23 protein-coding genes, 1 tRNA gene and 2 pseudogenes are annotated in these 25,046 nt (G+C 71.2%); 6 read left to right on the top strand and 20 right to left on the bottom strand.

Translation table 11 applies throughout. The features are described from left to right. A pseudogene (locus tag AC1MIR_RS21140) lies at nucleotides 1-271 on the top strand (hypothetical protein); the annotation flags it as partial. Nucleotides 272-356: 85 nt separating this feature from the next. Here the strand turns inward: AC1MIR_RS21140 and AC1MIR_RS21135 are convergent. From AC1MIR_RS21135 to AC1MIR_RS21125, 3 genes are read right to left on the bottom strand one after another with little or no spacing between them, the layout of a single operon-like run. After that, a complete protein-coding gene (locus AC1MIR_RS21135; protein ID WP_480030150.1) occupies nucleotides 357-1,415 on the bottom strand; it encodes a ribonucleotide-diphosphate reductase subunit beta in 1,059 nt (352 codons plus the stop codon). Between the two features lie 40 nt (nucleotides 1,416-1,455). Further along, on the bottom strand, nucleotides 1,456-1,659 hold the full coding sequence (locus AC1MIR_RS21130; protein WP_480030149.1) for a hypothetical protein: 204 nt from the start codon (nucleotides 1,657-1,659) through the stop codon (nucleotides 1,456-1,458). After that, the gene (locus AC1MIR_RS21125; RefSeq protein WP_480030148.1) at nucleotides 1,650-3,521 is read right to left on the bottom strand and encodes a ribonucleoside-diphosphate reductase subunit alpha; all 1,872 of its coding nucleotides are present in this window, start codon (nucleotides 3,519-3,521) and stop codon (nucleotides 1,650-1,652) included. Before AC1MIR_RS21125 ends, AC1MIR_RS21130 begins: the two co-directional genes overlap by 10 nt. A 450-nt stretch (nucleotides 3,522-3,971) precedes the next feature. Here AC1MIR_RS21125 and AC1MIR_RS21120 point away from each other — a divergent pair, with 450 nt between their 5' ends. Next, nucleotides 3,972-4,361, top strand: a complete 390-nt coding sequence (locus tag AC1MIR_RS21120) for a hypothetical protein (protein WP_480030147.1) — start codon at nucleotides 3,972-3,974, stop codon at nucleotides 4,359-4,361. Between the two features lie 76 nt (nucleotides 4,362-4,437). Here AC1MIR_RS21120 and AC1MIR_RS21115 read toward each other — a convergent pair whose 3' ends face one another. Both AC1MIR_RS21115 and AC1MIR_RS21110 read right to left on the bottom strand, forming a co-directional pair. Continuing rightward, nucleotides 4,438-5,466, bottom strand: coding sequence for an amino acid ABC transporter substrate-binding protein (locus AC1MIR_RS21115; protein ID WP_480030146.1), 1,029 nt, complete (start codon nucleotides 5,464-5,466; stop codon nucleotides 4,438-4,440). Nucleotides 5,467-5,658: 192 nt separating this feature from the next. Then, the gene (locus AC1MIR_RS21110) at nucleotides 5,659-6,015 is read right to left on the bottom strand and encodes an ArsC family reductase (RefSeq protein ID WP_480030145.1); all 357 of its coding nucleotides are present in this window, start codon (nucleotides 6,013-6,015) and stop codon (nucleotides 5,659-5,661) included. A gap of 252 nt (nucleotides 6,016-6,267) precedes the next feature. Here AC1MIR_RS21110 and AC1MIR_RS21105 point away from each other — a divergent pair, with 252 nt between their 5' ends. Further along, nucleotides 6,268-7,239 (top strand): calcium/sodium antiporter, encoded by a 972-nt coding sequence (locus AC1MIR_RS21105; protein ID WP_480030144.1) that lies wholly within the window; start codon nucleotides 6,268-6,270, stop codon nucleotides 7,237-7,239. 10 nt (nucleotides 7,240-7,249) lie between these two features. Here the strand turns inward: AC1MIR_RS21105 and guaA are convergent, their stop codons facing one another. The 7 genes from guaA to AC1MIR_RS21070 form a co-directional block, all read right to left on the bottom strand. Continuing rightward, nucleotides 7,250-8,863, bottom strand: a complete 1,614-nt coding sequence (guaA, locus tag AC1MIR_RS21100; RefSeq protein WP_480030143.1) for a glutamine-hydrolyzing GMP synthase — start codon at nucleotides 8,861-8,863, stop codon at nucleotides 7,250-7,252. Between the two features lie 69 nt (nucleotides 8,864-8,932). Beyond that, entirely contained in the window at nucleotides 8,933-9,511 is a 579-nt protein-coding gene (locus tag AC1MIR_RS21095; protein WP_480030142.1) for an N-acetyltransferase family protein, read from the bottom strand. Then, entirely contained in the window at nucleotides 9,508-10,815 is a 1,308-nt protein-coding gene (locus tag AC1MIR_RS21090; protein ID WP_480030141.1) for an RsmB/NOP family class I SAM-dependent RNA methyltransferase, read from the bottom strand. The genes AC1MIR_RS21095 and AC1MIR_RS21090 overlap by 4 nt, the downstream gene beginning before the upstream one ends. Then, the gene (locus AC1MIR_RS21085; protein WP_480030140.1) at nucleotides 10,812-11,498 is read right to left on the bottom strand and encodes a haloacid dehalogenase type II; all 687 of its coding nucleotides are present in this window, start codon (nucleotides 11,496-11,498) and stop codon (nucleotides 10,812-10,814) included. The genes AC1MIR_RS21090 and AC1MIR_RS21085 overlap by 4 nt, the downstream gene beginning before the upstream one ends. An 81-nt stretch (nucleotides 11,499-11,579) precedes the next feature. Next, nucleotides 11,580-13,082 carry an IMP dehydrogenase gene (gene guaB, locus AC1MIR_RS21080; RefSeq protein WP_480030139.1) on the bottom strand — a complete coding sequence of 501 codons (1,503 nt, stop codon included), beginning with the start codon at nucleotides 13,080-13,082 and terminating at the stop codon, nucleotides 11,580-11,582. 105 nt (nucleotides 13,083-13,187) lie between these two features. Then, complete coding sequence (locus tag AC1MIR_RS21075; RefSeq protein WP_480030138.1) at nucleotides 13,188-13,868, bottom strand: RlmE family RNA methyltransferase; 681 nt, start codon at nucleotides 13,866-13,868, stop codon at nucleotides 13,188-13,190. A gap of 17 nt (nucleotides 13,869-13,885) precedes the next feature. Further along, nucleotides 13,886-14,896, bottom strand: a complete 1,011-nt coding sequence (locus tag AC1MIR_RS21070; RefSeq protein ID WP_480030137.1) for a Ppx/GppA phosphatase family protein — start codon at nucleotides 14,894-14,896, stop codon at nucleotides 13,886-13,888. A gap of 279 nt (nucleotides 14,897-15,175) precedes the next feature. Between AC1MIR_RS21070 and AC1MIR_RS21065 the strand changes: the two genes are divergently transcribed. Continuing rightward, nucleotides 15,176-15,249, top strand: a tRNA-Gln gene (locus AC1MIR_RS21065). Nucleotides 15,250-15,337: 88 nt separating this feature from the next. On the opposite strand, the gene AC1MIR_RS21060 is transcribed toward AC1MIR_RS21065, so the two are convergent. From AC1MIR_RS21060 to AC1MIR_RS21025, 8 genes are all read right to left on the bottom strand, one after another. After that, nucleotides 15,338-16,312, bottom strand: coding sequence for a Bug family tripartite tricarboxylate transporter substrate binding protein (locus AC1MIR_RS21060; protein WP_480030136.1), 975 nt, complete (start codon nucleotides 16,310-16,312; stop codon nucleotides 15,338-15,340). Nucleotides 16,313-16,314: 2 nt separating this feature from the next. Next, nucleotides 16,315-18,645, bottom strand: coding sequence for a DUF3604 domain-containing protein (locus AC1MIR_RS21055; RefSeq protein WP_480030135.1), 2,331 nt, complete (start codon nucleotides 18,643-18,645; stop codon nucleotides 16,315-16,317). A gap of 70 nt (nucleotides 18,646-18,715) precedes the next feature. Beyond that, entirely contained in the window at nucleotides 18,716-19,693 is a 978-nt protein-coding gene (locus tag AC1MIR_RS21050) for a Bug family tripartite tricarboxylate transporter substrate binding protein (protein WP_480030134.1), read from the bottom strand. A 67-nt stretch (nucleotides 19,694-19,760) separates the two neighbouring features. Beyond that, entirely contained in the window at nucleotides 19,761-20,591 is an 831-nt protein-coding gene (locus tag AC1MIR_RS21045; protein ID WP_480030133.1) for a carbohydrate ABC transporter permease, read from the bottom strand. Next, the gene (locus AC1MIR_RS21040) at nucleotides 20,584-21,453 is read right to left on the bottom strand and encodes a carbohydrate ABC transporter permease (RefSeq protein ID WP_480030132.1); all 870 of its coding nucleotides are present in this window, start codon (nucleotides 21,451-21,453) and stop codon (nucleotides 20,584-20,586) included. The genes AC1MIR_RS21045 and AC1MIR_RS21040 overlap by 8 nt, the downstream gene beginning before the upstream one ends. Next, complete coding sequence (locus AC1MIR_RS21035; protein WP_480030131.1) at nucleotides 21,450-21,797, bottom strand: hypothetical protein; 348 nt, start codon at nucleotides 21,795-21,797, stop codon at nucleotides 21,450-21,452. The genes AC1MIR_RS21040 and AC1MIR_RS21035 overlap by 4 nt, the downstream gene beginning before the upstream one ends. Before the next feature lie 5 nt (nucleotides 21,798-21,802). Continuing rightward, entirely contained in the window at nucleotides 21,803-22,639 is an 837-nt protein-coding gene (locus AC1MIR_RS21030; RefSeq protein WP_480030130.1) for a DUF6772 family protein, read from the bottom strand. Beyond that, on the bottom strand, nucleotides 22,636-23,778 hold the full coding sequence (locus AC1MIR_RS21025; RefSeq protein WP_480030129.1) for a mandelate racemase/muconate lactonizing enzyme family protein: 1,143 nt from the start codon (nucleotides 23,776-23,778) through the stop codon (nucleotides 22,636-22,638). Before AC1MIR_RS21025 ends, AC1MIR_RS21030 begins: the two co-directional genes overlap by 4 nt. 84 nt (nucleotides 23,779-23,862) lie before the next feature. Here AC1MIR_RS21025 and AC1MIR_RS21020 point away from each other — a divergent pair, with 84 nt between their 5' ends. Further along, complete coding sequence (locus AC1MIR_RS21020; protein WP_480030128.1) at nucleotides 23,863-24,624, top strand: FadR/GntR family transcriptional regulator; 762 nt, start codon at nucleotides 23,863-23,865, stop codon at nucleotides 24,622-24,624. Further along, nucleotides 24,621-25,046 (top strand): annotated as a pseudogene (locus tag AC1MIR_RS21015) (ABC transporter substrate-binding protein); the annotation flags it as partial. The gene AC1MIR_RS21020 and the pseudogene AC1MIR_RS21015, both read left to right, overlap by 4 nt.

Raw genomic sequence — 25,046 nt, 5'->3', positions numbered from 1 at the left:
CCCCCCGGGGGCGGGGCGGCGCCGGCGGGTGGCGTCCGGCCGGGGGGGCGTCGCCTGGGCGCGGGGGGCCTGGTGGAACCCGGCGCGGCCGGGTGCCACCGATGCGCCCTGCGTGCATGGCAACGCCAATGTGCTGACGCAGGATGTCGGCACCTCCCGCCTCGGTCAGGGCTCGGCGGCGCAATCCTGCCTGGTCGAGATCGCCCGCTGGGAGGGCGAGCTGCCGCCGGTGACGGTGCATGCCCCGCCGGAGGGCGCGACCGCGCCGTGACAGGGCGCCGCGCCCGGCTCGGCGCGGCCAGGCTCGGGCTCGCCGGGCCGGCGCGGGCTTCGACCCGCGCCAGCCGTCGGGCGCCTCAGTGGCGCTGCGCCAGGGCGATCTCGCCCTCGGGCTGGGCGGTGGTGAAGGTGGAGTCGGCGAAGGCCTCCTCCCAGGAGCCGGCGGTGGAGGCGCGCGAGTATTCGGTGGCGCGGTTCTCGAAGAAATTGGTGTGCTCCACCGCGTTCAGCATCTCGTCGAGCCAGGGCAGCGGGTTCTTCTCGATCTTGTAGAGCGGCTCGAGGCCGAGCTGCTGCAGGCGGCGGTCGGCGATGAAGCGGATGTACTGCTTGGTCTGCGCCGCATCGAGGCCCTGCACGCCGCCGAGCTCGAAGGCAAGGTCGATGAAGGCGTCCTCGTGGTCCACGATGGTGGAGCAGATCAGGTAGAGGTCGCGCTTCAGATCCTCGGTCCAGATCTCCGGGTTCTCCTGGACGAAGGTCCGGAACAGGCGGATCACGCTCAGGCAGTGCAGCGTCTCGTCCCGCACGCTCCAGGACACGATCTGCCCCATGCCCTTCATCTTGTTGAAGCGCGGGAAGTTCATGAGGATCGCGAAGGAAGCGAAGAGCTGCAGGCCTTCCGTGAAGGCGCCGAAGGCGGCCAGAGTCTTGGCGATCTCGGTCTTGTTCTCGACCGAGAAGGACTGCATGTAGTCGTACTTGTCCTTCATCTCCTTGTACTTCAGGAAGGCCGTGTACTCGATTTCCGGCATCCCGATGGTGTCGAGGAGATGCGAATAGGCCGCGACGTGGATCGTCTCGGTGTTCGAGAAGGACGACATCATCATCAGCACTTCAGTCGGCTTGAAGACCTGGCTGTAGTGCTTCATGTAGCAGTTGTTCACCTCGACGTCGGCCTGGGTGAAGAAGCGGAAGATCTGCGTCAGCAGGTTCTTCTCGGCCGGCGTCAGGTTCTTCTGCCAGTCCTTCACGTCGTCGGCGAGCGGCACTTCCTCCGGCAGCCAATGGATGCGCTGCTGCTGCAGCCAGGCCTCATAGGCCCAGGGGTAGCGGAAGGGTTTGTACACCGGGTTCGCGGTCAGCAGGTCGAACTTCACGGGCAGCTCGTCACGGGAGATCGCGTCGTCCGGCATGGATGCTCTTTCCGGCGTTGTTGGGCGTTGCAGTGGAGGCTCAGCCGCGCGCGTCGGGATCGGGCGCCGCACGCAGCGCCTTCGCCAGGTCGGCGGAGATGGAATCGAGGTCGGCGATCAGGCGCTTCACCTGCTCCACCGGCCCGCGCTCGTCGATCATTAGGTCGAGCTGGCGCGAAAGGCGCGCGCGCCGCGCGGCCAGGCGCATCGCATCGGGGTGCGCCGCTGTCTGGGTCACTGGCACGCGAGGCACTCCTCGTAGTTCGTGGTGTTCGCCGCGGGCGTCACGAGGTTGAGCGAGGGCTGCCCGCCATCCTCCTTGTGCGCCGCCATCACATCCGACTGGCCCACCACCTTCTCGCTGATCGCGTCCGCGCGCTGGATCGACAGCGAGCGGCAGTAGTAGAGCGACTTCACGCCCTTCTTCCACGCCATCATGTGGATCTGGTGCAGGTCCCGCTTGTGGACATTCGCCGGCAGGAAGAGGTTCACCGATTGCGACTGGCAGATGAAGGGCGTCCGGTCCGCCGCGTGCTCCACCACCCAGCGCTGGTCGAGCTCGAAGGCGGTCTTGAAGGTGGCCTTCTCCTGCTCGTCCAGGAAGTCGAGGTGCTGCACGCTGCCCTTGCGCACCGTGATCGTCGTCCAGGTCTCCTCGTCGTCGCGGCCGTGCTTCGCCAGCACCTTCTTCAGGTACGGGTTGCGCACGATGTAGCTGCCGGACAGCGTCTTGTGGTTGTAGACATTGGCCGCGATCGGCTCGATGCCCGGGCTGGCGCCGCCGCAGATGATCGAGATGGACGCCGTCGGCGCGATCGCGATCTTGTGCGAGAAGCGCTCCATCATGTCGTATTCGGCGGCGTCCGGGCAGGGCCCGCGCTCCAGCGCCAGCTCGCGGGAGGCGCGGTCGGCGGCCTCGCGGATGTGCTTGAACATCCGCTTGTTCCAGCTCTTCGCCACCACGCTTTCGAAGGGCACGTTCAGCGACTGCAGGAAGCTGTGGAAGCCCATCACGCCGAGGCCGACGCTGCGCTCGCGCATCGCGCTGTAGCGCGCCCGCGCCATGGAATCCGGCGCCGTGTCGATGAAGCTCTGCAGCACGTTGTCGAGGAAGCGCATCACGTCCGGGATGAACTGCGGGTCCTTGTGCCACTCGAACCAGGTCTCGCAATTCAGGGAGGAGAGGCAGCACACCGCGGTGCGCTCCATCCCGTGCTGGTCCGTGCCGGTCGGCAGCGTGATCTCGGAGCAGAGGTTGGAGGTCTTCACCGCCAGCCCTGCCAGCTTGTGATGCGCGGGCTGCGCGCGGCTCACATGGTCGGAGTAGATGATGTAGGGCTCGCCGGTCTCGATGCGCGCGGTCAGGATGCGGATCCAGACCGCGCGGGCGGAAACCTTCTTCACCAGCGCGCCATCCTTCGGCGAGACCAGCGCCCATTCCTCGTCATTCTCGACGGCGCGCATGAAGGCGTCCGGGATCAGCACGCCATGGTGCAGGTTCAGCGCCTTGCGGTTCGGATCGCCGCCGGTCGGGCGGCGCATCTCGAGGAATTCCTCGATCTCCGGATGGTTGACCGGCAGGTAGCAGGCGGCCGAGCCGCGACGAAGCGAGCCCTGCGAGATGGCAAGAGTCAGGCTGTCCATCACGCGGATGAAGGGAATGACGCCGGAGGTCTTGCCGTTGCGCCCGACCTTCTCGCCGATGCCGCGCAGATTGCCCCAGTAGCTGCCGATGCCGCCGCCCTTGGCCGCCAGCCAGACATTCTCGTTCCAGAGGCCGACGATGCCCTCCAGGCTGTCGGAGGCCTCGTTCAGGAAGCAGGAGATCGGCAGCCCGCGCGTCGTCCCGCCATTGGACAGAACGGGTGTCGCCGGCATGAACCACAGCTTCGAGATGTAGTCGTAGATGCGCTGCGCATGCGCCGCGTCGTCGCCATAGGCGCTGGCCACCCGCGCGAAGAGATCCTGGTAGGATTCGCCGGGCAGCAGGTAGCGGTCGTCGAGCGTCGCCTTGCCGAAATCGGTCAGCAGCGCGTCGCGCGAGCGGTCGATCCGGACCTGGCCGTGGCCTTCAAGCTGGACTGCGTCGAACACGACTACCCCCATGATCAGCCCCGGTGACCCGGGGCGACTCCCCCATGCCGCGGAGATTGCCCCCGGCAGGCCCACCGCAACAAGATGTAGTGTTGCCACAGTCCGGTGAACACTACCGCTATCCCGCAGGTTCCCCGTTGCATTTTCCCGCGAGTCCAACCTAGGACGTCTATGTTCCCGTTTCGTTCGTTAAGCGCAAGCCCTGCCTTGCCTCATATATGGCGAGACCGGCGGGACGCGCCGCGCGCGTCGCCCCGCCATCCCCTTGGACCATGCCTCGCGCATCCCGCGAAAGAGCGCGTTGCGACCCATCCCCGATGTCCTCGCGATCCACAGGCCCCGCACGCCCCTCCCTGCCCCGCGACCGGCGAAGCCGGGCGGAAACACGAAGGCGAGGCCGCGACATGCACATGCAATGCGGGCGCGGCACCCTGCCAGGGCATCCGACGCGGAGATCGCCCCATGTCCCTCACCCGCCCCGCCACTGCCCGGCGCGCCGCCCTCGCCCTGCTGCCGGGTCTCGCCCTCGCCGCGCTTGCCGCCGCCCCGGCCGCGGCGCAGGGCGAGGCCCCCGTCCAGCTTTTCAGGATCCAGCTCGCCCGCGGCGAAGTGACGGTGGGCCTGACGCCCGCCGAACTCGCCGGGCTCGGCAGCGGGCCGGAGGTCTCGCGGATCGCCCGGCGCATCGCCGAGCAGGGGCAGCTCACCGCCTGGCGCTATGTCGTGACGCGGGCGCCGGACGGCAGCACGCGGCTTGCCGCGCGGGAGCGCGTCGCGGTGATGCGGCAGGAAGCGCTGATGGTGGAGCCCTATCGCGCCGCGCTGCCGGTCGCGGCGCCGCCCGCCGAATAGGGCCGCCCGGCGCGGCGGACACAAAAACGGCCGGGGGTGCGACACGCCCCCGGCCCCGAAGCGGCTCAGGCCGCGATCAGCGCATCGGCGGGGCGTATTGCAGGCCGCCCCGGGTCCAGAGGTTGTTCACGCCCCGCGGGAAGCCGATCGGGGTCATGTTGCGCTCCCAGATCTCGCCGTAGTTGCCCACGGCCTTGATGATGCGCACGGCCCAGTCGTTCTCGAGGCCCAGCATGCGCCCGAGATCGCCGGTGCGGCCCATGAAGCGCTGCACGTCGGGGTTCGTGCTGGTGGCGAAGCTGTCCACATTCGCCTGGGTGATCCCCATCTCCTCGGCGGTCACTAGCGCGAAATGCGTCCAGCGCACGATGTCGAAGAAGCGGGCATCGCCCTTGCGCACCACCGGGCCGAGCGGCTCCTTGGAGATGATCTCGGGCAGCAGCAGGTAGCGGCTGGCATTGGCGCCCTGGCTGGCCGCGAAGGAGGCGAGCGAGGAACTGTCATTGGTGTAGACGTCGCAGCGGCGGTTGATGAAGGCCGCGCGCACTTCCTCCACGCTCTCGATCACGACCGGCGTGTAGCGCAGCCGGTTGGCGCGGAAGTAGTCGGCGAGGTTCAGCTCGGTGGTGGTGCCGGGCTGCACGCAGACCGTGGCGCCGTCGAGCTGGCGGGCCGAGGTCACGCCGCTGTCGCGATGCACCATGAAGCCCTGGCCGTCATAGACGTTGATGCCGGCGAAGAGGAAGCCGAGCGACGCCTCGCGCGCCATCGTCCAGGTGGTGGTGCGGGAGAGCATGTCCACCTCGCCCGACTGCAGCATGGTGAAGCGCTGCTGGGTCGAGGAGGGCAGGATGCGCAGCTTGGTCGGGTCGCCGAAGATCGCCGCGGTCACCGCGCGGCAGTAGTCCACGTCGAGCCCGCGCCAGACGCCCTGGCTGTCCGGCAGCGAGAAGCCGACGGTCGAGGGCGAGACCGAGCAGATCAGCTGTCCGCGCTGGCGAATGGCGGCGACGGTGTCGGCGGCGGGCTGGGCGAGGGCGGGCGCGGCAATGCCGCCCGCGAACAGCGCGGCACCGAGCAGGGCGCCGAGTTTGGTCATACGCATGGCGAAAAGCTCTCCCTATCATCCGTCCGGGCACATCCCGAGGCCCATGCACCCGCGATCGGCGGGCGCCCGGGCGCGAATGGCTCGTCCTCGGCGCGTAATGCTTCGGCCGCGCCAGCGCAAGGGTGCAATGCGGATTCCGCGGGGCACGCGACCGATGTTGCGCCTGAGCCGGCGCGCGCCCTGCATGCGTTATGGCCGCGCGCCGAACAGCCGCGCATAGGCCGCCGGCGAGAAGCCGAGTTCGAGCCGGCCGTCCACATCCAGCACGGGGCGCTTCACCAGGGAGGGCTGCGCCAGCATCAGCCGCAGCGCCTTCGCCTCGTCGAGTCCCGTCTTCTCCGCCTCCGGCAACTTGCGGAAGGTGGTGCCGGCGCGGTTCAGCAGCGACTCCCACCCCAATGCGCGCGCCCAGGCCTCGAGCGTCGTGCGGTCCAGCCCGTCCACCTTGTAATCGTGGAAGCGGTGGGCGACGCCCTGCGCCTCGAGCCAGGCGCGGGCCTTCTTCATCGTGTCGCAGTTCCGGATGCCATGGATCGTCACGGCCATCGGCGCCCCCGCAGCTGATGCGCGCGCAGGATAGGGCGGGCGGCGGCGGCCACCAACCGGCGCAACCCCACCTTGAAGCGGCGGCGCGCGCGGCCCAACTCGCGCGCGGGTCCGGGCCCCTCTGGCGCGATGCCGCGCGATGTCGGACCCCGCGATGCGCCATCCCGGCGCCTCGTCCGCATGGAGACATCGCAGATGCCTCGGGGCCTGGCGCAGCGCGCCGTCCCGGCGCCGGCCTGAGGGGCCGCCGCCTTGGACTTCCTCCTGTTGCTCGCCGGCCTGGCGTTGCTCGCCCTGGGCGGCGAGGCGCTGGTGCGCGGCGCGGTGCAGCTGGCCGAGCGCATGGGCGTCTCGCCCCTGCTGATCGGCCTGACGCTGGTCGGCTTCGGCACCTCGATGCCGGAGCTGGTCACCAGCGTGCAGGCGGCGCTGATCGGCTCGCCGGGCATCGCCGTGGGCAACGCCGTCGGCAGCAACATCGCCAACATCCTGCTGATCCTGGGCCTCGCCGCGCTGGTCTCGCCGGTGCGCGTCGGCTCGGCGGCGCTGAAGCGCGACGGCGTGCTGGTGCTGGCGGTGGCGGTGGTCTTCGCGCTGGTCGGCTGGTTCCTGGCGCTCGACCGCCTGGTGGGCCTCGGCTTCGTCGGCGGGCTCGTGGCGTATCTGGTCTATGCCTGGCGGACGGAGCGCGCGGGCGCCGACGGCCATCCGGCCGCCTATGAGAAGGCGCAGGCCTTCGAGGGCACGCATCCCAACCTGCGCGCGGCCGGCGCCGGGGCGCCGCTGCTGGCGCTCGGGATGGCGCTCGGCGGGCTCGTGATGGTGGTGCTCGGCGGGAAGCTGCTGGTGGATGGCGCGGTCGGGATCGCCCGCGACTTCGGCATCGAGGAGACGGTGATCGGCCTGACCATCGTGGCCGTCGGTACCTCCATGCCGGAGCTCGTCACCTCCCTCGTGGCGGCGGCGCGGCGACAGTCGGATGTCGCGCTCGGCAACATCCTCGGCTCGAACATCTACAACATCCTGGGCATCCTGGGCGTGACCGCGCTGATCGCGCCGACCGAGGTGCCGGCGCAGATCGCCTGGTTCGACAGCCTGGTGATGGTGGCGGTCTCCGCGGCGCTGCTCGTCTTCGCCTGGACCGGGCTGCGCATCGGCCGCCGAGAGGGCGGCGCGCTGCTGGCCGGATATGTCGCCTATGTGTGGTGGATCTGGCCGGCGTGACGCGCCGGCCTCACTCCCACTCGATCGTCCCCGGCGGCTTGCTCGTGATGTCGTAGGTGACGCGGTTGATGCCGCGGACCTCGTTGACGATGCGGTTCGCGACGCGCGAGAGGAACTCCATCGAGAAGGGATAGACATCCGCCGTCATGCCGTCGGTGCTGGTCACGGCGCGCAGGGCACACGCCTGGTCATAGGTGCGGCCATCGCCCATCACGCCGACCGTGCGCACCGGCAGCAGCACGGCGAAGGCCTGCCAAATGGCGTCGTAGAGGCCGGCCGTGCGGATCTCCTCCAGGTAGATGCTGTCCACCTTGCGCAGCAGGTCCGCCTTCTCGCGCGTCACCTCGCCGGGGATGCGGATCGCGAGGCCCGGCCCCGGGAAGGGATGGCGGCCGACGATCGCCTCCGGGATCGCCAGTTCGCGGCCGAGCGCGCGCACCTCGTCCTTGAACAGGTCGCGCAGCGGCTCGACGAGCTTCATGCGCATTCCCTCCGGCAGGCCGCCGACATTGTGGTGCGACTTGATCGTCACGCTCGGGCCGCCCGTCGCGCTCACGCTCTCGATCACGTCGGGATAGAGCGTGCCCTGCGCCAGGAAGTCGGCGCCGCCGAGCTTGTTCTGCTCCTCCTCGAACACCTCGATGAACAGCCGGCCGATGATCTTTCGCTTCTGCTCCGGGTCCGTCACGCCCGAGAGCTGGCCGAGGAACAGGTCGGACGCGTCGCGATGCACCAGCTTGATGTTGAAGCGGTCGCGGAAGGTGGACACCACCTGCTCGGACTCGTTCGCCCGCATCAGGCCGTGGTCCACATAGATGCAGGTGAGCTGGTCGCCGATCGCCTCATGGATCAGCACCGCTGCGACGGAGGAATCCACGCCGCCCGAGAGGCCGCACACCACGCGGCCCGAGCCCACCTGCGCGCGGATCTTCTCGATCATCTCCGCGCGGAAGGCGCCCATCGTCCAGTCGCCGGTGCAGCCGCAGACCAGATGGGTGAAGTTCTTCAGAAGCTGCGCGCCATGCGGGGTGTGCACGACCTCGGGGTGGAACATCGTGCCGTAGTAATGGCGCTTGTCGTCGGCGATCAGCGCGAAGGGCGCGCCCTCGCTGCTGGCGACCACGCGGAAGCCGGGCGGCAGTTCCGTGATGCGGTCGCCATGGCTCATCCAGACCTGCTCGCGCGCGCCCTTTGCCCAGACACCCTGGGTGATGGCGCAGTCGCCGGTGACGTCCACATGGGCGCGGCCGAATTCCCGCGCATGCCCGCCCTCCACCGTGCCGCCGAGCTGATGCGCCAGCGTCTGCTGGCCGTAGCAGATGCCGAGGATCGGCAGGCCGGAGGCGAAGGCGTAGTCCGGCGCGCGGGGGCTCTCGCCCTCCGTCACGCTGGCCGGCCCGCCCGAGAAGATGATGCCCTTGGGCGCGAAGGCGCGGATGCGGGCCTCGGGCGCCGCGTTATAGGGCCAGATCTCGCAATAGACGCCGGTCTCGCGCAGGCGCCGCGCGATGAGCTGCGTCACCTGGCTGCCGAAGTCGAGGATCAGGATGCGCTCGTGGCGGGTCGTGCCGCGGCGCGCGGGATCGGAATTCGAGGGCGCGGCGGAGTCGGGGGGGAGCGTCATGGCGGGCTATCACCACAGGCCAGCGCCGGCGGCAAGCGCCCCGGCGTTCGCGGCCCGGCCGATCGCCGGCTAGCCCTCCTGCACCGGCGCGGTATGGGCGAGCAGGCTCTCGATCGGGTCCCAGGTCAGCGCGGTCTGCTGCACCGGCCGGCCGGCCACGCCGATCGTCTCGGTCATCGCCGGCCGGCCGCCGAGATGGCGGTAGAACCAGCGGGCCTGGTTCTCGGCCAGCACCCAGACCACGGCCGAGTTGCAGCCGATCGCGCGCAGATGCGCCGCCATCGCCCGCATCAGCCGCCGCCCGACGCCGCGCTCGCGGAAATCGTCGAGCACGTAGAGCGTCTCCACCTCGCCCGCCGCCAGGCCCTGGCGCCGGGCCCGGCCGCCGGAGGCGAAGCCGATGATGGCGGCGGCGGGGCCGGGCTGGTCGCCGGGCTGGTCGCCACCGCCCGCGGTCGCTACGAACACCGCGTGCCCCTGGCGGCGGTCGAGGATGGCGCGCTGGTAGAAGGCGGCGAGCCGGACCTCCGACAGGCCGGCCAGGTAGGCGTCGTCGAGGATGCCGGCATAGGCGTTGCGCCAGGCCGCCACATGCACCGCGGCGATGCCGGGCGCGTCCTCGGCGCGGGCGCGGCGGACGCAGATCATGGCCGTCTCTCCAGCACGGCCGCGAAGAAGCCGTCGGTGCCGTGGCGCGCGGGCGAGAGCGCGAGCGCGTCGCCCTCCACCGGGCAGGGCGTGCCCGGGCAAAGCTCTGCCCACAGCGCCGGGACGCGGCGCATGACGAAATCAGGATGGCGCGCGAGGAAGCGCTCGATCTGCATTTCGTCCTCCTCCGGAAGGAGCGAGCAGGTAGCGTAGACCAGTCTTCCGCCGGGACGCACCAACTCTGAGGCCTCCTCGAGGATGGCGGCCTGCTTGGCCGAAAGCTCGGCCAGATCGGTCGCGTTGGTGCGCAGCCGCGCATCGGGATTGCGCCGCCAGGTGCCGCTGCCGGTGCAGGGGGCGTCCACCAGCACGCGGTCGAAGCTGCGGCCGCGCCGCTTGCGCCACTTGTCGCCGGGCGCCAGCAGGTGCCGCTCGGCATTGTTGACGCCGGCCCGGCGCAGCCGCCGCCCCGCCCCCTCCAGCCGGGCGGCCGAGACGTCGCAGGCGACGACATGGCCACGATTGTCCATCGCAGCGGCCAGCGCCAGGGTCTTCCCGGCGGCGCCGGCGCAATAATCCGCCACCCGCATGCCGGGCCGCGCATCGGTGATCAGGGCGATGAGCTGGCTGCCCTCGTCCTGCACCTCCACCAGGCCCTCCTTGAAGGCGGCTGTGCCGGTGACCGGCTTGCGCTCCGCGATGCGCAGCCCCCAGGGCGAGAGCGGGGTCGGCTGGGCGGCGAGCCCCTCGCCCGCCAGCGCAAGCCGCGCCGATTCACGGCTGGTGCGGAGCAGGTTCGCCCGCAGGTCGAGCGGCGCCGCCGCCTCCATCGCCGCGGCCTCGGCGGCGAGATCCGCGCCGAACCGGGCGCGCAGGCCGGGCAGCGCCCAGTCCGGCAGGTTGAGCCGCGGGCCGTCCGGCATCTCGGGATGGATCAGCGGCACGCCGGAGAGGCGGCGCAGGATCGCGACCTCCTCGGCGGACAGCGGCGAGGGCGCGAAGCGGTCGCCGGTGAAGTGCCCGCCGAGCTGCTGCAGCGTCCAGCCCTCGGCCAGCAGCAGCTGCGCCGCCAGCACCAGGCGCGGCGTGGCCGGCACGCCGATCCGCGCCAGGTGCCAGTCCAGCCGCAGCTTCTGCCGGATCGCGCCCCAGGCGAGGTCGGAGACGGCACGGCGGTCGCCGCTGCCGATGTAGCGGCGGCTGCGGAAGAAGTCGGTGGCGATGGCATCGGCGGGGCGGCGGGGCGCCGCCTGCAGCGCGTCCAGCAGGTCGATCGCCGCCTGGAGGCGGCCGGCGGGGGTCACGGCGCGAGCAGGCCCGGAAGCTCGGCGAGCGTGCCGATGCGCCCCGCGGCAAGCGAGTCCAGCCAGTATTCGCCCGGCACCGCCGCCCGGTTCAGCCAATGCACCCGGAAGCCGAAGCGCGCCGCGCCATAGGCGTCCCAGGCATTGCCGGAGACGAAGGCGATCTCGTGCGGCTGGCAGGCGAAGCGGTCGGTGGCCAGCGCATAGACCGCCCGCGCCGGCTTGTAGCGCCGCAGCAGATGGACCGAGAGCACCGCGTCGAGCAGCGGCGCGAGGCCGGCGGCCGCCACCGCTTCCTCCAGCATCGCGGGCTCGCCGTTGGAGAGGATGGCGGTCGCCATGCCGGCCTGGCGCAGCGCCGCCAGCGCGGGAACCGCGTCGGGAAAGGCGTCCAGCCGGCGATAGGCGCCGAGCAGGTCGGCGCGCAGCGCCCCGTCGGCAACGCCATGCGCTGCCAATGCGACGTCCAGGGCACGCGCGGTGACGGACGAAAAATCCTCGTAGTCGCCGCAGGCCGAGAGGATCCAGGAATATTCCAGCTGCTTCGCCCGCCACAGCGCCGAGACGGCGGCGGCCTGGGGACCGAGGCGGGCGGCATGGCGAGCGACCGCGGCATGCACATCGAGCAGCGTCCCGTAGGCGTCGAAGACGATGGCGGCCGTGGTCGCGGCCCGTCGGGGCATCGCGCTGGCGTTCCTTACCAGGGGACGGTCATGCTGCGCCCCGCCGGGCGCCGCCGGCAAGCCCTCCCGCGGGACGCCGCGCTACCCCTCCATCCGGTAGTTCGGCGCCTCCCGCGTCACCGCGACGTCATGCACATGGCTTTCGCGCAGGCCGGCATTGGTGATGCGGCGGAAGCGGGCGCCGCGCTGCATGTCGGCGATGGTGGCGCTGCCGGTGTAGCCCATCGCGGCGCGCAGGCCGCCGACCATCTGGTGGACCACCGCGCCGACCGGGCCCTTGTAGCCGACGCGGCCCTCGACGCCCTCGGGCACCAGCTTGAGCTTGTCCGCGACCTCGGCCTGGAAGTAGCGGTCCGCGCTGCCCCGCGCCATCGCGCCGAGGCTGCCCATGCCACGATAGGATTTGTAGGAGCGGCCCTGGTAGAGAAAAACCTCGCCCGGCGCCTCGTCGGTGCCGGCGAAGACGCTGCCCATCATGACGCAGTCGGCCCCGGCCGCGATCGCCTTGGCGACATCGCCGGAGGAGCGGATGCCGCCATCGGCGATGCAGGGCACGCCGTGCTCGCGGCAGGCCGCGGCGCTTTCCATCACCGCCGTCAGCTGCGGCACGCCGACGCCGGCGACGATGCGGGTGGTGCAGATCGAGCCCGGGCCGATGCCCACCTTCACCGCATCCGCGCCGGCCTCGATCAGCGCCAGCGCGCCTTCCGGCGTGGCGATGTTCCCGGCCACGACCTGGACGGAGTTGGACAGGCGCTTGATGCGCTCGATCGCCTTCAGCACGCCGCCCGAATGGCCATGCGCGGTGTCCACCACGATCACGTCCACCTCGGCCTCGACCAGCAGGCTGGCGCGGCGGAAGCCGTCCTCTCCCACCCCTGTCGCCGCCGCCACGCGCAGCCGGCCCATCGCGTCCTTCACGGCGTTCGGGTTGGCCTGCGCCTTCTCCATGTCCTTCACGGTGATCAGGCCGACGCAGCGATAGGCGTCGTCCACCACCAGCAGCTTCTCGATCCGGTGCTTGTGCAGCAGGCCGCGCGCCTCGGCCGGGGTGACATCGGCATTGGCGGTGATCAGGTTCTCCCGCGTCATCAGCTCATAGACCCGGGTGTCGGGGTCGGAGGCGAAGCGGACGTCGCGGTTGGTGATGATGCCGACGAGGCGGCCGGAGGCGCGTTCCACCACCGGGATGCCGCTGATCTTGTGGGCATCCTGCAGGGCGCGGACATCGGCCAGGGTCTGGTCGGGATGGATGGTCAGCGGGTTCACCACCATCCCGCTCTCGAACTTCTTCACCCGCCGCACCTGCGCGGCCTGGTCCTCCGGCGAGAGGTTCTTGTGGATCACGCCGATGCCGCCGGCCTGGGCCATGGCGATGGCCATCGGCGCCTCGGTCACCGTGTCCATCGCGGCGGCGACGAGGGGGATGTTCAGCGCGATCTCGCGCGTCAGGCGGGTGCGGGTGTCGGTGTCGGCCGGCAGCACGGTGGAATAGGCCGGCACGAGAAGGACATCGTCGAAGGCATAGGCCTCCTCGAAGCGCCCGCGGGGCGCGAACTCGGCTGGACTGTCGGGGGGCGCCATGGCGGGGACCTCTCGGGGAACGCGACCTTGGCGGCCCGCCCTACACCCGATGGCGACCCGGCGTCCAGCGGATGCGGCGTGACGCTTGCCTGACGCGTCGTCGGGTCAGGGTTGCGCGCCCTTGAAGCCGGTGGCGACGACATAGAGCTCCGCGCTGTCCTTGCGGCTGGCCGGGGGCTTGGCGTGGCGAACCTGCGCGAAGCGCTGCTTCAGCGTGTCGAGGAAGGCCTTCTCCGACCCGCCCTGGAAGACCTTGGCGACGAATCCCCCGCCCGGCGCCAGCACCCGCAGCGCGAAATCCAGTGCCAGCTCGGCCAGCGCCATGATGCGCAGATGGTCGGTCGCGGCGTGCCCGGTGGTGTTCGGCGCCATGTCCGACAGCACCAGGTCCGCCTGCCCGCCCAGCGCCGCCTCGACCTGCCGCTCCACCGCCGCGTCCTGGAAGTCGCCCTCCAGGATCGTCGCCCCGGGCACCGGGTCCACCGGCAGCAGGTCGAGCCCGACCACCCGCCCCTGCTCACCCGCCTTGCGGAGCGAGACCTGGATCCAGCCGCCCGGCGCGCAGCCGAGGTCCACCACACGCGCGCCCGGCTTCAGGAGATGGAACTTCTCGTCCAGCTCGATCAGCTTGAAGGCGGCGCGGGAGCGCCAGCCCTGCGCCCTGGCCGCCTGCACATAGGGGTCGTTGAGCTGGCGTTCGAGCCAGCGCTGGCTTTGCGGGCTGCGCCCCTTCGCGGTGCGCAGCCTGGCCGAGAGCGATCGTCCGCCAGGCGTCGTGCGTGTCATCGCCGGGATATCGGCGATCAGGCGTGCGCGTGCCAGCCCTGCCGGCGCGGCGGATGGCCGCGCATGGCCATGCGGTCCGCGCGCATCAGCCGCAGCAGCATGCCCTCCCGCAGGCCGCGATCGGCGACGGTCAGCCGCGGCACCGGCCAGACCCGGCGGATCGCGGCATAGACGGCGCAGCCGGGCAGCACGAACTCCACCCGGTCCGGCCCGACGCAGGGATGCGCCGCCAGCCCGTCGCGGCCGAGGGCAAACAGGTCGCCGAGCGCTTGGTCCGCCACATCGGCATCGAGCGTCTGCCCGTCCACCAGAGGCCGGCGATAGCGCGGCAACGACATGGCGACGCCGGCGAGCGTGGTGACGGTGCCGGAGGTGCCCATCAGCCGCACCCCGCCGGCGCGGATCTCCTGCGCGATGCGATGGACCGAATCGAAGCCTGCGAGGCGTTCCGCCACCTCGTTCACCACGGCGTGGAACCCGGCCTCGGTGAAGCAGGAGGGGCCGCAGCGCTCGGAAAGCGTGACCACGCCGACCGGCACCGAGAGATAGCCGATCAGCTCCGGCGCCGGCCGGTGCGGCTGGATGCGGATCCAGGCGATCTCCGTCGAGCCGCCGCCGATATCGAACAGCAGGGCGCGCCGGTCGCCGGGCTCCAGCAGCGGGGCGCAGGATTCCATCGCGAGCTCCGCCTCTTCCCGGGCCGAGATGGTGCGCAGGCGCAGCCCGGTCTCCCGTTCGACCCGGGCGAGGAAGGCCGGGCCGTTGGCGGCGCGGCGGCAGGCCTCGGTCGCCACCGCCTGGAGCGCGCGCACCGGGCGGCGGCGAAGCTTGTCTGCGCAGGCGCCGAGCGCCGCCATGGCGCGGTCCATCGCCGCCTCCGACAGGCGGCCGGAGCTGACCAGGCCCTCGCCCAGGCGAACGATGCGGCTGAAGCTGTCCACCACCCGGAACCCGCCCGAGGCGGGCGCCGCGACCAGCAGCCGGCAGTTGTTGGTGCCGAGATCGAGCGCCGCATAGGCCGGCGGCATGGCGTTCTCCCGGCGAGGGCCGGGATCGGCCGCGCGCGGTGCTGGGGGCGGTGCCGGTGCGGGGGCGGAGGGAAGATCGTCAGGCATTGCGGTTGCCGGTCGCCGGCGCGGGGCGATGCCGTGGCATCGGCCGCGAAGGCTTCCAAACTCCATGATCCGGCGGCCCCGCTTCCGGGGCAAGGCATTTCAGCGGCGTGAAACGAGCGGATGTTGCCTGCCCCGGACCGCTGTGGTAACCCCCGCGCCCGTCCCGAGGCGATGGGACGAGCCCGCCGGCGGTGGGGGATAGTTTAGTGGTAGAACTCCGGATTCTGACTCCGGCAGCCTTGGTTCGAATCCAGGTCCCCCAGCCAGCGCCGCGCCACCGTCCGAAACGCATGAGCCGAGATGACCGCGCCGGGCGGGAGGCCGCGCCCTCCCGCATGGCGGAACGCGACGCGTTCAGTCCCGGCTGACACCGGCCGCGCGCAGGATCGGTCCCCATTTCTCGAACTCGGCGCGGTGGATCGCCACCATTTCCTCCGGCGTCGGCTGCGCGATCATGTCGAAGCCGATCTCCGCCAGGCGCTTGCGCACCGCCTCGTCGGCCATCATGGCCCTGGTGACCTCGTACATGCGCTGCACGATCGGCGCCGGGGTGCGCGCCACGGTTGAGACGCCGATCCAGGTGCTCATCTCGTAGCCGGCCACGCCGGCCTCCTGCATGGTCGGCACGTCCGGCAGGAAGGGCGAGCGCGCGCGGGACGTGACGGCGAGGGCCCGCAACTCTCCCGAGCGGATCAGGCCGAGCAGGGTCGAGATGTTGAAGAAGGCGAAGTCCACCTCGCCGGTCTGCGCCGCCAGGATGCCCTGCGGCGCGCCGCGATAGGGCACATGCGTCGCCTCGAAGCCGGTCATCTGCGCCATCATCGCGGAGGAGACATGATGCGTGGTGCCGACGCCGCCCGAGGAATAGGTGAGCTTGCCCGGGTTCGCCTTCCCCGCCGCCACGATCTCGGCGACGCTGTTGAAGGGCGAGCCGCGCTTCACGACCAGCGCGTTGCTGACCGCGACGATGCGCGTGATCGGCTGGAAGTCGCGCAGCGGGTCGTAGGGCAGCTGCGGATAGAGCACCGGGTTGAAGGCGATGGAGGTCTGCCCGGTGATGGTCACCGTGTAGCCATCCGGCGCCGCGCGCGCGACCTGGCCGAGCGCGACCGTGCCATTCGCCGCCGGGCGATTCTCGGTCACCACCGGCTGGCCGAGCCGGGTGCTCCAGCCATCCGCGACGGTGCGCGCGACGATGTCCACCGAACTGCCGGCCGCGAGCGGCGCGACCATGGTGATGGCGCGCGTCGGCCAGGCGGGCTGCGCGCGCAACGCAACTGGCAGCGCAGCGGTGCCGGCGGCGGCCAGCAGCAGGGAACGGCGACGCATCATCAGCCTCCTTCGCGGATCAGATAGACCGGGCTCGACCAGGCCACCGCGCCATCCTCGAAGGTGGCGCGCAGATAGAGCGCATTGTCCTCGCCGCCGCGCAGCGCCACGCGGCGCGAGAGGCGCACGCGGCGATGCGGGTTGGCATCGGGCAGGCGGAAGACGCGGATGCGCCGGCCGAGGCCTCCGGCCTCGAAGACCTTGTCCTCCAGGCCGATCTCCGCGACCGGGATGCGCGCCTGCACCAGGTTGGTGTCGATGGTGAGCGTGCCGGCGCCGGCTTCCTCCAGCACGGTCTCCATGCCCGCGAAGCCGCCGGTCGTGACGGCCTCGAAGGCGACGCCATCGGTGTCGGCGGCGAAGGGCTTGTCGAGGTTCCAGCGGTTGATGGGGCGCGTCGCGCCGAAGCGGTTGCCCTCGATCGCGACGCGGCCCTTCCAGATCGTCTCCCGCCCGCGGCCGCGATATTCCGAGCCTTCCCAGATCACGCGGATGCGCCGGCCGAGATCGGCGGCGGCATAGGGCCGCCAGATCGCGACGAGGTCCGTGCGGTTGCGCAGCTCCACCCGCTCGATCGGCGCGGCGGCGGCGAGTTCCGCCTCGAACAGCGCCTCCGAATCCACGACGCCGGTCAGGATGTCCCCCATCATCGCGCTCGCCGTGCGGCCGATCGCCGCGCCGCCGAGCGCCGGGTCGTCCTCATGCAGGTCGGCCGGCGCGGCGAGCGTGACCTTCAGGTCCACCAGCGCGCGCGTCGCGGCGGTGGTGGCGTAGTGATGCCGCCGCTTCAGCGCGCGGAACAGCGCGGGGCGCGACAGCTCCTCCGCCAGGATGCAGGTGAGGCCGCCATAGGAGCCGAATTGCGACGCGCCGGGATGCGAGGCGCCCTGCCGCCCCTTGTGCCCATCCGAGTTCGCGCTGACGCCGACGCGCGCGCCGACGGCGAAGGCATCCTCCAGCAGCCAGTCGAAGGTGCCCCAGTCGGAGTGCACCTCCACCGTGCGCTCCAGCGCCTTGTCATGGGCATAGAACAGGTTGGCATAGCGGCCGCCGACATGCGGCTGGCTGAGCACGTCGCCTTCCCGGCGCAGCATCGCATGCAGCGCCTTCACGTCCAGCGCGTCGTTCGCGGCGTCCGACAGGTCCTCCACCAGCGCGTGGCAGGAGCGATGGATCGTCGCATCCTCGTTCAGCAGGATCACGTTGCGGTCGCCGCCGAGTGCGGTGTTGCCGCTCCATTCATAGCCGGGGAAGAAGACGAAGCGGCCGGGCCGGTCGAACTCCGCTGTCAGCCGGTTCAGGTCGCGCCAGAATTCCTTCGTGATCTGGAAGTCGTTGCCCTGGTGGCACATCGCGTCCACGAAGGCGCAGTCCCGGGCGTATTCCGCCAGGCGCCGCGCGCTGTTGGTGCCCACGGTCTCGCCCGACTGGCCGTGCAGGTCCGCCCAGAAGGGGACCAGCGCCGCCTCGGCGACGATATCGAGCGGGTTGGAGACGGCGAGCACCCTGCCCGTCTCGTCCAGCCATTCCACGCGCAGCTCGCCGGGGCGTGCGACGCGCAGCCCCTTGATGCGATGCGCGCGCGCGCCTTCCGGCCAGTCGAAGCTGGCGGGCAGTCCCTCGATGCCGGCGCCGAGCGCGCGCAGCGAGAATTTTCCGTGCAGGCGATCGGTCGGGTTGCCCCAGGCATCGTCCGCACGCAGGCCGAGCGCGAAGCCTTCTCCCGCGCGACGCCGCGTGGGAAGCAGCGCGCGGAAGGTCGCGGGATCGCCGGCAACGACCGAAAGCTTCGGCTGGTCCGGCAGCAGCGCCCAGTTGCAGGTTGCAAAAACGTCGGCGAGGACGAGGAAGCGGAATTCGTCCTCGCAATAGGTCTGCATGCGCAGCCCCGGCGAGCCGCCACGCCGGTCGCCGAGCCGCACCGTGATGGTGTCGCCCGGCGAGAGGAAGCCGCGTTCGACGCTGACGGTTATGGTCCTGCTCCAGGGGCGCATGGCGAGCTTGGGATCGAAGCTCAGGCGCAGCGCGGCGCCGTTCGACGCCTCCGCCGAGACGTAGTTCGGCGCTTTCGGATCGGCGAATTGCGGCCGCGCGAGGTCCGAGACCTGGCGCGTGCAGATGCGCAGCGAGCCGGTGTCGTCCACCCCGAAGCGGCCGGCGGTGAAGACCAGCTCGAAGCTGGCATGGCTGCCGGCAACGACGGGCCCGGCGGGCGAGAGCGTCACATGGCCGACCTCGGCCGCCATGTAGTCGGTGTGGTGCGCGGTGTGGCCCGGCGCGGCGCCGGGGATCGCAAGTTGCGCGCAGGGAAGCGGGGCGCTGTCGTCGGGCATGGGTCTTCTCACGGCGTCGCGAGCATCTTAGGTGCCTTGCGCGCGAAGCCGCAAATCGGGCGCGGCCTCGTCAGTCCAGGCGCGCGCCGGAGGCGCCCGCGACCGCGGTCCATTTCGCGGTTTCCACCGCGACCTCCCGCGCCATGGTGGACGCATCGACCGGCACCGCGGCGATCAGGCCGGCGGCGAGCAGTGCGCGCTTCACCTCCGGATCGGCGGTCGAGGCGCGGAGCGCGGCGTTGAGCGTGCCGAGCGTCGCCGGCGGCGTGCCCGCGGGCGCGAGCAGGAAGATGCTCGGCGCGGCGTCGAAGCCCGGCAGCACCTCGGCCACGGCCGGCACGTCCGGCGCGCTCTCGACCCGCGCGGCGGTGGTCACCGCCAGCAGGCGCAGCGTGCCGGCGCCGACGGCCGGCAGCAGCGAGGGCAGGCTGGCGATCACCAGCTCGATCTCGCCGGCGATGGCGGCCGTGACGGCGGGTGCGCCCCCACGATAGGGAACGTGCTCCAGCGGCATCGGCGCGGTGCTGCGCAGCATCTCGCCGACCAGGTGCTGCACCGTCCCGACGCCCGGGGTGGCGTAGCGCCAGGCGCGCGGGGCGGCCTGCGCGCGCGCGATGGCGGCGCGCAGATCCGCGACACCGAGCCCGGTCGGGACGGCGATGCCGAGGGGCGCCACGGCGATGCGCCCGACCGGCGCGAAGGAGGCGACGGGATCGTAACGCACCTCCCGATAGAGCGTCGGGGCGATCAGCATGCCGGTCTCGGCGACCATCAGCGTGTAGCCATCGGCCTCGGCGCGCGCGACGGCGCCGGCGGCGAGGGTGCTGCCGGCGCCGGGCCGGTTCTCGACCACGACGGGCTGGCCCAGCGCCTCGCCCATGCGGCGCGTCACGACGCGCGCGGCGAGATCGACGCCGCCGCCGGGCGCGAAGCCGACCACGGCGCGCAGCGGGCGAGAGGGAAAGTCCTGCGCCGCGGCCCGGCGTGGCAGCAGCGGCGCGGCAAACCCCGCCAGCATGATACGCCGCCCGAATGCCCTGCCCTGCATGCCCGCCTCCTGCCCCTGTATCCGCCAGCCTAGCATTGCGACGGCGCCCCGCGGCAAGCCGGCCGGGCTATCCCTTCGTGGCGCCCGCGGTCAGCCCGGCGACCAGGTGCTTCTGCATCAGCCAGACGAAGGCCAGCACGGGCAGAAGCTGCACGGATGTGGCGGCGAAGAGCACGCCCCACTCCACGCCGTCGAAATTGCCGACGATCTCGGCCAGGACCAGCGGCGCGGTGCGCGCGCGGGTGGAGGTGAAGATGAAGGCGAAGAGGAACTCGTTCCAGGCATAGACGATGACGAAGACCGCGACCGCCAGCATCCCCTGCGCGGCCAGCGGCGCGATCACGCGCAACAGCGTGCGCAGCCGCCCGGCACCGTCCACCGCCGCGGCCTCGTCGAGCTCTCGGGGAATCTGGTCGATGAAGGCGCGCATGACGAAGGTGCCGAGCGAGACGAAGAAGGTGGCGTAGAGGATGGCGAGCCAGGCATGCGTGTCCTGCAGCCCGAGCGCATTCGCCGCCGGGAACAGCGGGAGGGTACAGACGATGGGCGGGATCAGCCGCACCGCGATCAGGAACAGCGCCGAGCCTTCCACGAAGCGGCCGCGGAAGCGCGAATAGGCGTAGCCCGAGCAGAGGCTGGCGGCGACGGCGAGGATGGTCGCCATCGTCGTGATGGTGAGGCTGTTGCCGAGCGCAGTGAAGAAATCCGGCCAGCGCTCCCACAGCGCGGCGTAATGCTCGACGGTGGGCGTGAAGCCGAGGCGCGGCGGGAAGGCGAAGATGTCGCGCTCCGGCTTGAACGACGCGCTGACGATCAGCGCGATGGGCGCGAGCGACCAGAGCAGGATCAGGATGACCGCCAGCGCCTTGCCGATGGCGAGGAGGGGGCGCCTACGCATCCGCCCGCCGCGTCTTGGCCAGCCGCCACAGGTAGGGCGCCGCGAGAAGCAGGCTGCCCAGCACCATCAGCCATCCCGTCGCCGAGGCCGCGCCGAAGGCGTTGTAGCGGAAGGCCTCCAGATAGAGGTAGACCGCCACGACCTCGGTGCTGCGGGCCGGCCCACCGCCGGTCAGCAGCCACACCTCGCTGAACAGGCGGAAGGCGAAGATCAGGCGGAACAGGGCAGCGATCAGCAGGGCGGGCACCAGCAGCGGCAGGCTGATGCGCTGAAAAACCTGCCAGGGGCTTGCGCCGTCGATGCGCGCGGCGTCGTAGAGCTCGATCGGGATCGCCAGTCGCGCGGCGTAGAGGATCATGAAGGTGAAGGGCAGGTGCAGCCAGACGCTGAGCAGCGCCACCAGCACCAGCCCATGCGTGGGGTTCACCGCCCAGTCGAGCAGCGGCAGGCCGAGCGCCTGCAGCGCGAAGCTGACATGCCCGACCTCGGGGTCGAACAGGTAGCGCCACATCACCACGGCGGCGACCTCGCTGACCGCATAGGGCGCCAGCACGGCGGCCAGCAGCAGCCGTCGCATCGGCAGGCCGGAGGCGAAGAGCAGCGCCATGCCGAGGCCGAGCAGCAGTTCGACATGCACGACGACCAGCACGATCACCGCGGTGTTGCCCAGCGCGCGCCAGAAATAGCCGTCCGCCAGGATGCGCGCGTAGTTCTCGAGGCCGACGAAGCGCGGCTGCATCCCGAAGGAGGAGACATGCAGCGACAGCCAGACGAGATACAGCGCCGGCACCAGCAGCACGACGAAGACCAGGGCCGGCGCGGGCGCCAGCAGCCCGAGCCGCGTCGCCAGCCCTTCCTTCATGCCTTGAAGTGGATGCTGACCAGCAGCGTGATGGACTCGCCCGCGCGCAGCGTGCCGGCCAGGCGCAGCCAGCCGCCGAACTGCGCCAGCGGCAGGGCCGTCATCTCCTGCACGCTGGCGGGCAGTGCGATCTCGCTGCCATGCGGCGCCCAATGCATGCCGTCCGGGCCGACCTGCACGGCAAGCTTCGGCGCGCCATGCGGGAAGCGCGGCGGCTTCAGGGCACGGATGAAGACCATCGCCTCCCGCGCCCAGCCGCATTCATGCGGCTCCGTCGCGAAGTCGCCAGGACCTTCCCAGGTGATGTTGCGGGTGACGATGGCGAGGTGGCTGTTCGGCAGCATCGCGCTCACTCCGCCGAAAGGCAGACGGAATCCAGCGCGCCCCAGGCGCGCTTGTCCACATCCGTCTCCACGAAGAACAGGACATTCAGCATGCACCACAAATTCTTCCAGGCGGGCATGCGCATCTCCGCGAAGTGCCGCATGTCGTGCACGCGGTCGTTGATGCGGAAGCCCGTCACGCGCAGGTCGCGCAGGTCGAGGTCGATGCGGCCGTAGTGCCAGTTCACCTTGGTCGGGATCTCGTTGTAGCAGAGTTTCTGGGCGCCGCCGGGCAGGTCCTCCCAGCCGCTATCCGCCATGTGGTCGTGCGTGGCCGACTTGGCGGACAGCGTCTCCGCCTTCTCCACTGCGCGCTTGAACTGCCATTTCTGCACATGGTCGCCATCGCGCGCATTGAGGAAGCGCAGATGCGGCATCACGCGCTCGCCCTGCGGCGTGGCGTCGCCGGATTGCAGGTCGAACAGCAGGCCGAAGGACCGCACATCGGTCTCCGACAGCGTCAGCGCCGAGGCCTCGGGCTTGAAGGTGAAGTAGAATTCCAGCCGGATCGCGCCCGCCTCGCGGAAGGTCAGGCGCTTCACGCAGGAGGTGCGCGCGCCGCGATGCGGCAAAGTCTGCAGCTTCAGCACATAGTTGCCGTCGATGCCGCCATGGCTGCCGAAATCCCAGTTCGGCAGCGTGGAGAGCATCGGCGGCTGCATCTGCGCATAGCCGGGCAGGACGGAATCGAAATCGCCGTCGTAGTTGCCCTGGTGCTGCACCCAGCCGCAATGGCCGCGGTCGAAATCGTCGAAGGCGAGGATGCGCTTCAGCGGCTCGAAGCGCGACAGCTCGGGCGTCATGCGGGGATCCTGAAGCGGTCCAGCGCATCCGGCGCGAGCGTGACGCCGAGCCCCGGCGCGTCCGGCACGGCGAGCGTGCCTTCCGCCGAAAGCCCCGCGACATCGCCCTGCACCGGCACGGTCAGCGCCTGCCGCAGCGGGTTGTCGAAGACCATGCATTCGAAGGTGAGGAAGCTCTCGGCCGCCGCCGCCAGGTGCAGCGACGCGGCGGCGCAGATGCCGCCGGACCAGCCGACATGCGGCGCGTAGCTCACGCCGTGCAGCGCGGCGTGTTCCGCGATGCGCCAGGTCTCGGTGATGCCGCCCGAGCGCGCGACGTCCGGCTGGATCAGGCCGAGCACATGGTCGCGCACGAGGTCGGCGGAATCGGCCGCCGTGAAATCCGATTCGCCGGCGGCAAGGCGGATCGGCAGGTGCTGCGCCAGCCGGCGGTACCCGGCATGGTCGTCGGGCGGCAGCGGCTCCTCGAAGAACCAGTAGCCCTGGTCGCACAGCGCCTTGCCGAGCAGCAGCGCATCGTCGGCGTCGTAGGCCCAGTTGGTGTCCACGCCGAGCAGCACCTCGTCGCCCACCAGGCGCCGCACCTGCCTCACGCGCGCAACGGCGCGCGGCAGCGGGCGGCCGATCTTCACCTTGATCTGCCGGAAGCCCTTCGCGCGCGCCGCGGCGACCTCCGCCTCCACGCGCGCATCCTCGGCCCAGTTGATCGAGCTCGCATAGGCATCCACCGCACGGCGCCCGACGCCGCCGAGCAGGCGCCAGATCGGCTGCTCCGCCGCCTGCCCCGCCAGGTCCCAGAGCGCGATGTCGAGGCCGGCGATGCACTCCACGAGCATGCCGCCGAGCCGGCCCGTCAGCGTGTTGCGCATCGCCGACCACAATGCGCGACGATCATGCGCGCTGCGCCCGATCAGCTTCGGCGCCAGCGCGTCCTTGATGAAGGCGGCATACCCCAGCGCGCCACGACGCCCAAGCACCTCACCGATGCCGGTCAGGCCGCTTTCCGTGCGGATCTCGACGACGACGATCTCGAGGGCGGGCCAATCGCCCTGGCTGGTCACCTGCACGGTCGGCAGGCGGGCGCGCAGCGGATGCGCCAGCACCTCCCGGATGATCAGCGGATCGCCCGCCTGGGCCATGCGGCGCCCCCTTCCCTCGCCCCACACCTATCGGATAGGTGGATGAGTTGCAAGGCGGAGGGGTGGGCGCGTAGCATCGGCGGCATGAGCGGCGCTGCGCTCCCTTCGGATCCCTTCGGCCCACTGGCCGCGGTGCGGCTGGCCGATGGCGTGCTGGCGGCCTTGAGCCAGGCGATCCTCGACGGCCGCCTGAAGCCCGGCGAGGCGCTGCCATCGGAAGCGACGCTGGCGGCACGCTTCGGCGTCTCGAAACAGGTGGTGCGGGAAGCGGTGCGGCAGCTCGCCGCACTCGGCGCGGTGCAGATCGGCCAGGGGCGCGCGACGCGCATCGTCGAGATGACCGATGCGCAGCCGCTGGCGCGCTTCTGGCGCTTCGCCGTGGGCAACACGCGCGAGGGCCTGGCCGAGGCGGTGGAGCTGCGCCGCATGCTGGAGCCGCAGGTGGCGCGCCTCGCCGCGCTGCGCGCGACCCATGCCGGCATCGCGCGCCTGCACGAGACGCTTGCGCGCATGGAAGCGGCGATCGGCGACGTGCCGGCCTGGATCCCGGCCGATCTCGACTTCCACGACCAGCTGGCGCGGATGAGCGGCAACCGGCTGGTGCGGCTGCAGATGCAGGGCCTGCGGCCGGTGCTGGAGGAGGTGCTGCGCCACTTCAATGGCGGCCAGCGCGATCGGGCCGATTGGCGCCGCACCCATGACCGGCACCGCCGCGTGGCGGAGGCGGTCGCCGCGCGCGACGCGGAGGGCGCCTTCGCCGCCATGCTCGATCACTTCACGGCGGCGGATGACCGCCTGGCGCAGCTCTTCGGCGCGCACGACACCATGAGGGAGGAACAATCATGACGACCCGCCGCGGCCTTCTCGCCGCCTCCATCGCATCGCCCTTCGTCGTCTCCGCCGCGGCGCGCGCGCAGTCCGGCGCGCCGCTGCAGGTGCTGTCGCACCGCGTCCACCAGACGGTCGCCACCGGGCGCCAGGGCGGCGACATCACGGCGCCCTTCACCCAGGCCAGCGGCACCGCGGTGCAGTGGACCACCTTCGACACCGGGCCGCTGTGGGAACGCGTGCAGCGCGAGGCCTCGCTGCCGCAGACCGGGGTGGATGTGGTGTTCCTGCTCAACACGCAGGTCTCGCCGCGCGCGGCGGCGCGGTTCGAGCCGCGGGGCGAGCGGATGCGGCGTGGCCCGATCGAGGATCCCGCCGATGTCTTCCCCGGCCTGATCGAGGGCTACAAGGTCGGCGGATCGCTGATGGCGAAGCCCATC

Source organism: Falsiroseomonas sp. RANM36 (assembly GCF_056682175.1).
This window is presented reverse-complemented; position numbering and strand designations above follow the sequence as displayed.

What these genes read in the sequence shown, in the direction of transcription:
- AC1MIR_RS21135 (WP_480030150.1), bottom strand. Translation starts at nt 1,415, where the DNA reads ATGCCGGACGACGCGATCTCCCGTGACGAGCTGCCCGTGAAGTTCGAC.
- AC1MIR_RS21125 (WP_480030148.1), bottom strand. Translation starts at nt 3,521, where the DNA reads ATGGGGGTAGTCGTGTTCGACGCAGTCCAGCTTGAAGGCCACGGCCAG.
- AC1MIR_RS21120 (WP_480030147.1), top strand. Translation starts at nt 3,972, where the DNA reads ATGTCCCTCACCCGCCCCGCCACTGCCCGGCGCGCCGCCCTCGCCCTG.
- AC1MIR_RS21115 (WP_480030146.1), bottom strand. Translation starts at nt 5,466, where the DNA reads ATGCGTATGACCAAACTCGGCGCCCTGCTCGGTGCCGCGCTGTTCGCG.
- AC1MIR_RS21110 (WP_480030145.1), bottom strand. Translation starts at nt 6,015, where the DNA reads ATGGCCGTGACGATCCATGGCATCCGGAACTGCGACACGATGAAGAAG.
- guaA (WP_480030143.1), bottom strand. Translation starts at nt 8,863, where the DNA reads ATGACGCTCCCCCCCGACTCCGCCGCGCCCTCGAATTCCGATCCCGCG.
- AC1MIR_RS21095 (WP_480030142.1), bottom strand. Translation starts at nt 9,511, where the DNA reads ATGATCTGCGTCCGCCGCGCCCGCGCCGAGGACGCGCCCGGCATCGCC.
- AC1MIR_RS21085 (WP_480030140.1), bottom strand. Translation starts at nt 11,498, where the DNA reads ATGCCCCGACGGGCCGCGACCACGGCCGCCATCGTCTTCGACGCCTAC.
- guaB (WP_480030139.1), bottom strand. Translation starts at nt 13,082, where the DNA reads ATGGCGCCCCCCGACAGTCCAGCCGAGTTCGCGCCCCGCGGGCGCTTC.
- AC1MIR_RS21075 (WP_480030138.1), bottom strand. Translation starts at nt 13,868, where the DNA reads ATGACACGCACGACGCCTGGCGGACGATCGCTCTCGGCCAGGCTGCGC.
- AC1MIR_RS21070 (WP_480030137.1), bottom strand. Translation starts at nt 14,896, where the DNA reads ATGCCGCCGGCCTATGCGGCGCTCGATCTCGGCACCAACAACTGCCGG.
- AC1MIR_RS21060 (WP_480030136.1), bottom strand. Translation starts at nt 16,312, where the DNA reads ATGCGTCGCCGTTCCCTGCTGCTGGCCGCCGCCGGCACCGCTGCGCTG.
- AC1MIR_RS21055 (WP_480030135.1), bottom strand. Translation starts at nt 18,645, where the DNA reads ATGCCCGACGACAGCGCCCCGCTTCCCTGCGCGCAACTTGCGATCCCC.
- AC1MIR_RS21050 (WP_480030134.1), bottom strand. Translation starts at nt 19,693, where the DNA reads ATGCAGGGCAGGGCATTCGGGCGGCGTATCATGCTGGCGGGGTTTGCC.
- AC1MIR_RS21045 (WP_480030133.1), bottom strand. Translation starts at nt 20,591, where the DNA reads ATGCGTAGGCGCCCCCTCCTCGCCATCGGCAAGGCGCTGGCGGTCATC.
- AC1MIR_RS21040 (WP_480030132.1), bottom strand. Translation starts at nt 21,453, where the DNA reads ATGAAGGAAGGGCTGGCGACGCGGCTCGGGCTGCTGGCGCCCGCGCCG.
- AC1MIR_RS21035 (WP_480030131.1), bottom strand. Translation starts at nt 21,797, where the DNA reads ATGCTGCCGAACAGCCACCTCGCCATCGTCACCCGCAACATCACCTGG.
- AC1MIR_RS21030 (WP_480030130.1), bottom strand. Translation starts at nt 22,639, where the DNA reads ATGACGCCCGAGCTGTCGCGCTTCGAGCCGCTGAAGCGCATCCTCGCC.
- AC1MIR_RS21025 (WP_480030129.1), bottom strand. Translation starts at nt 23,778, where the DNA reads ATGGCCCAGGCGGGCGATCCGCTGATCATCCGGGAGGTGCTGGCGCAT.
- AC1MIR_RS21020 (WP_480030128.1), top strand. Translation starts at nt 23,863, where the DNA reads ATGAGCGGCGCTGCGCTCCCTTCGGATCCCTTCGGCCCACTGGCCGCG.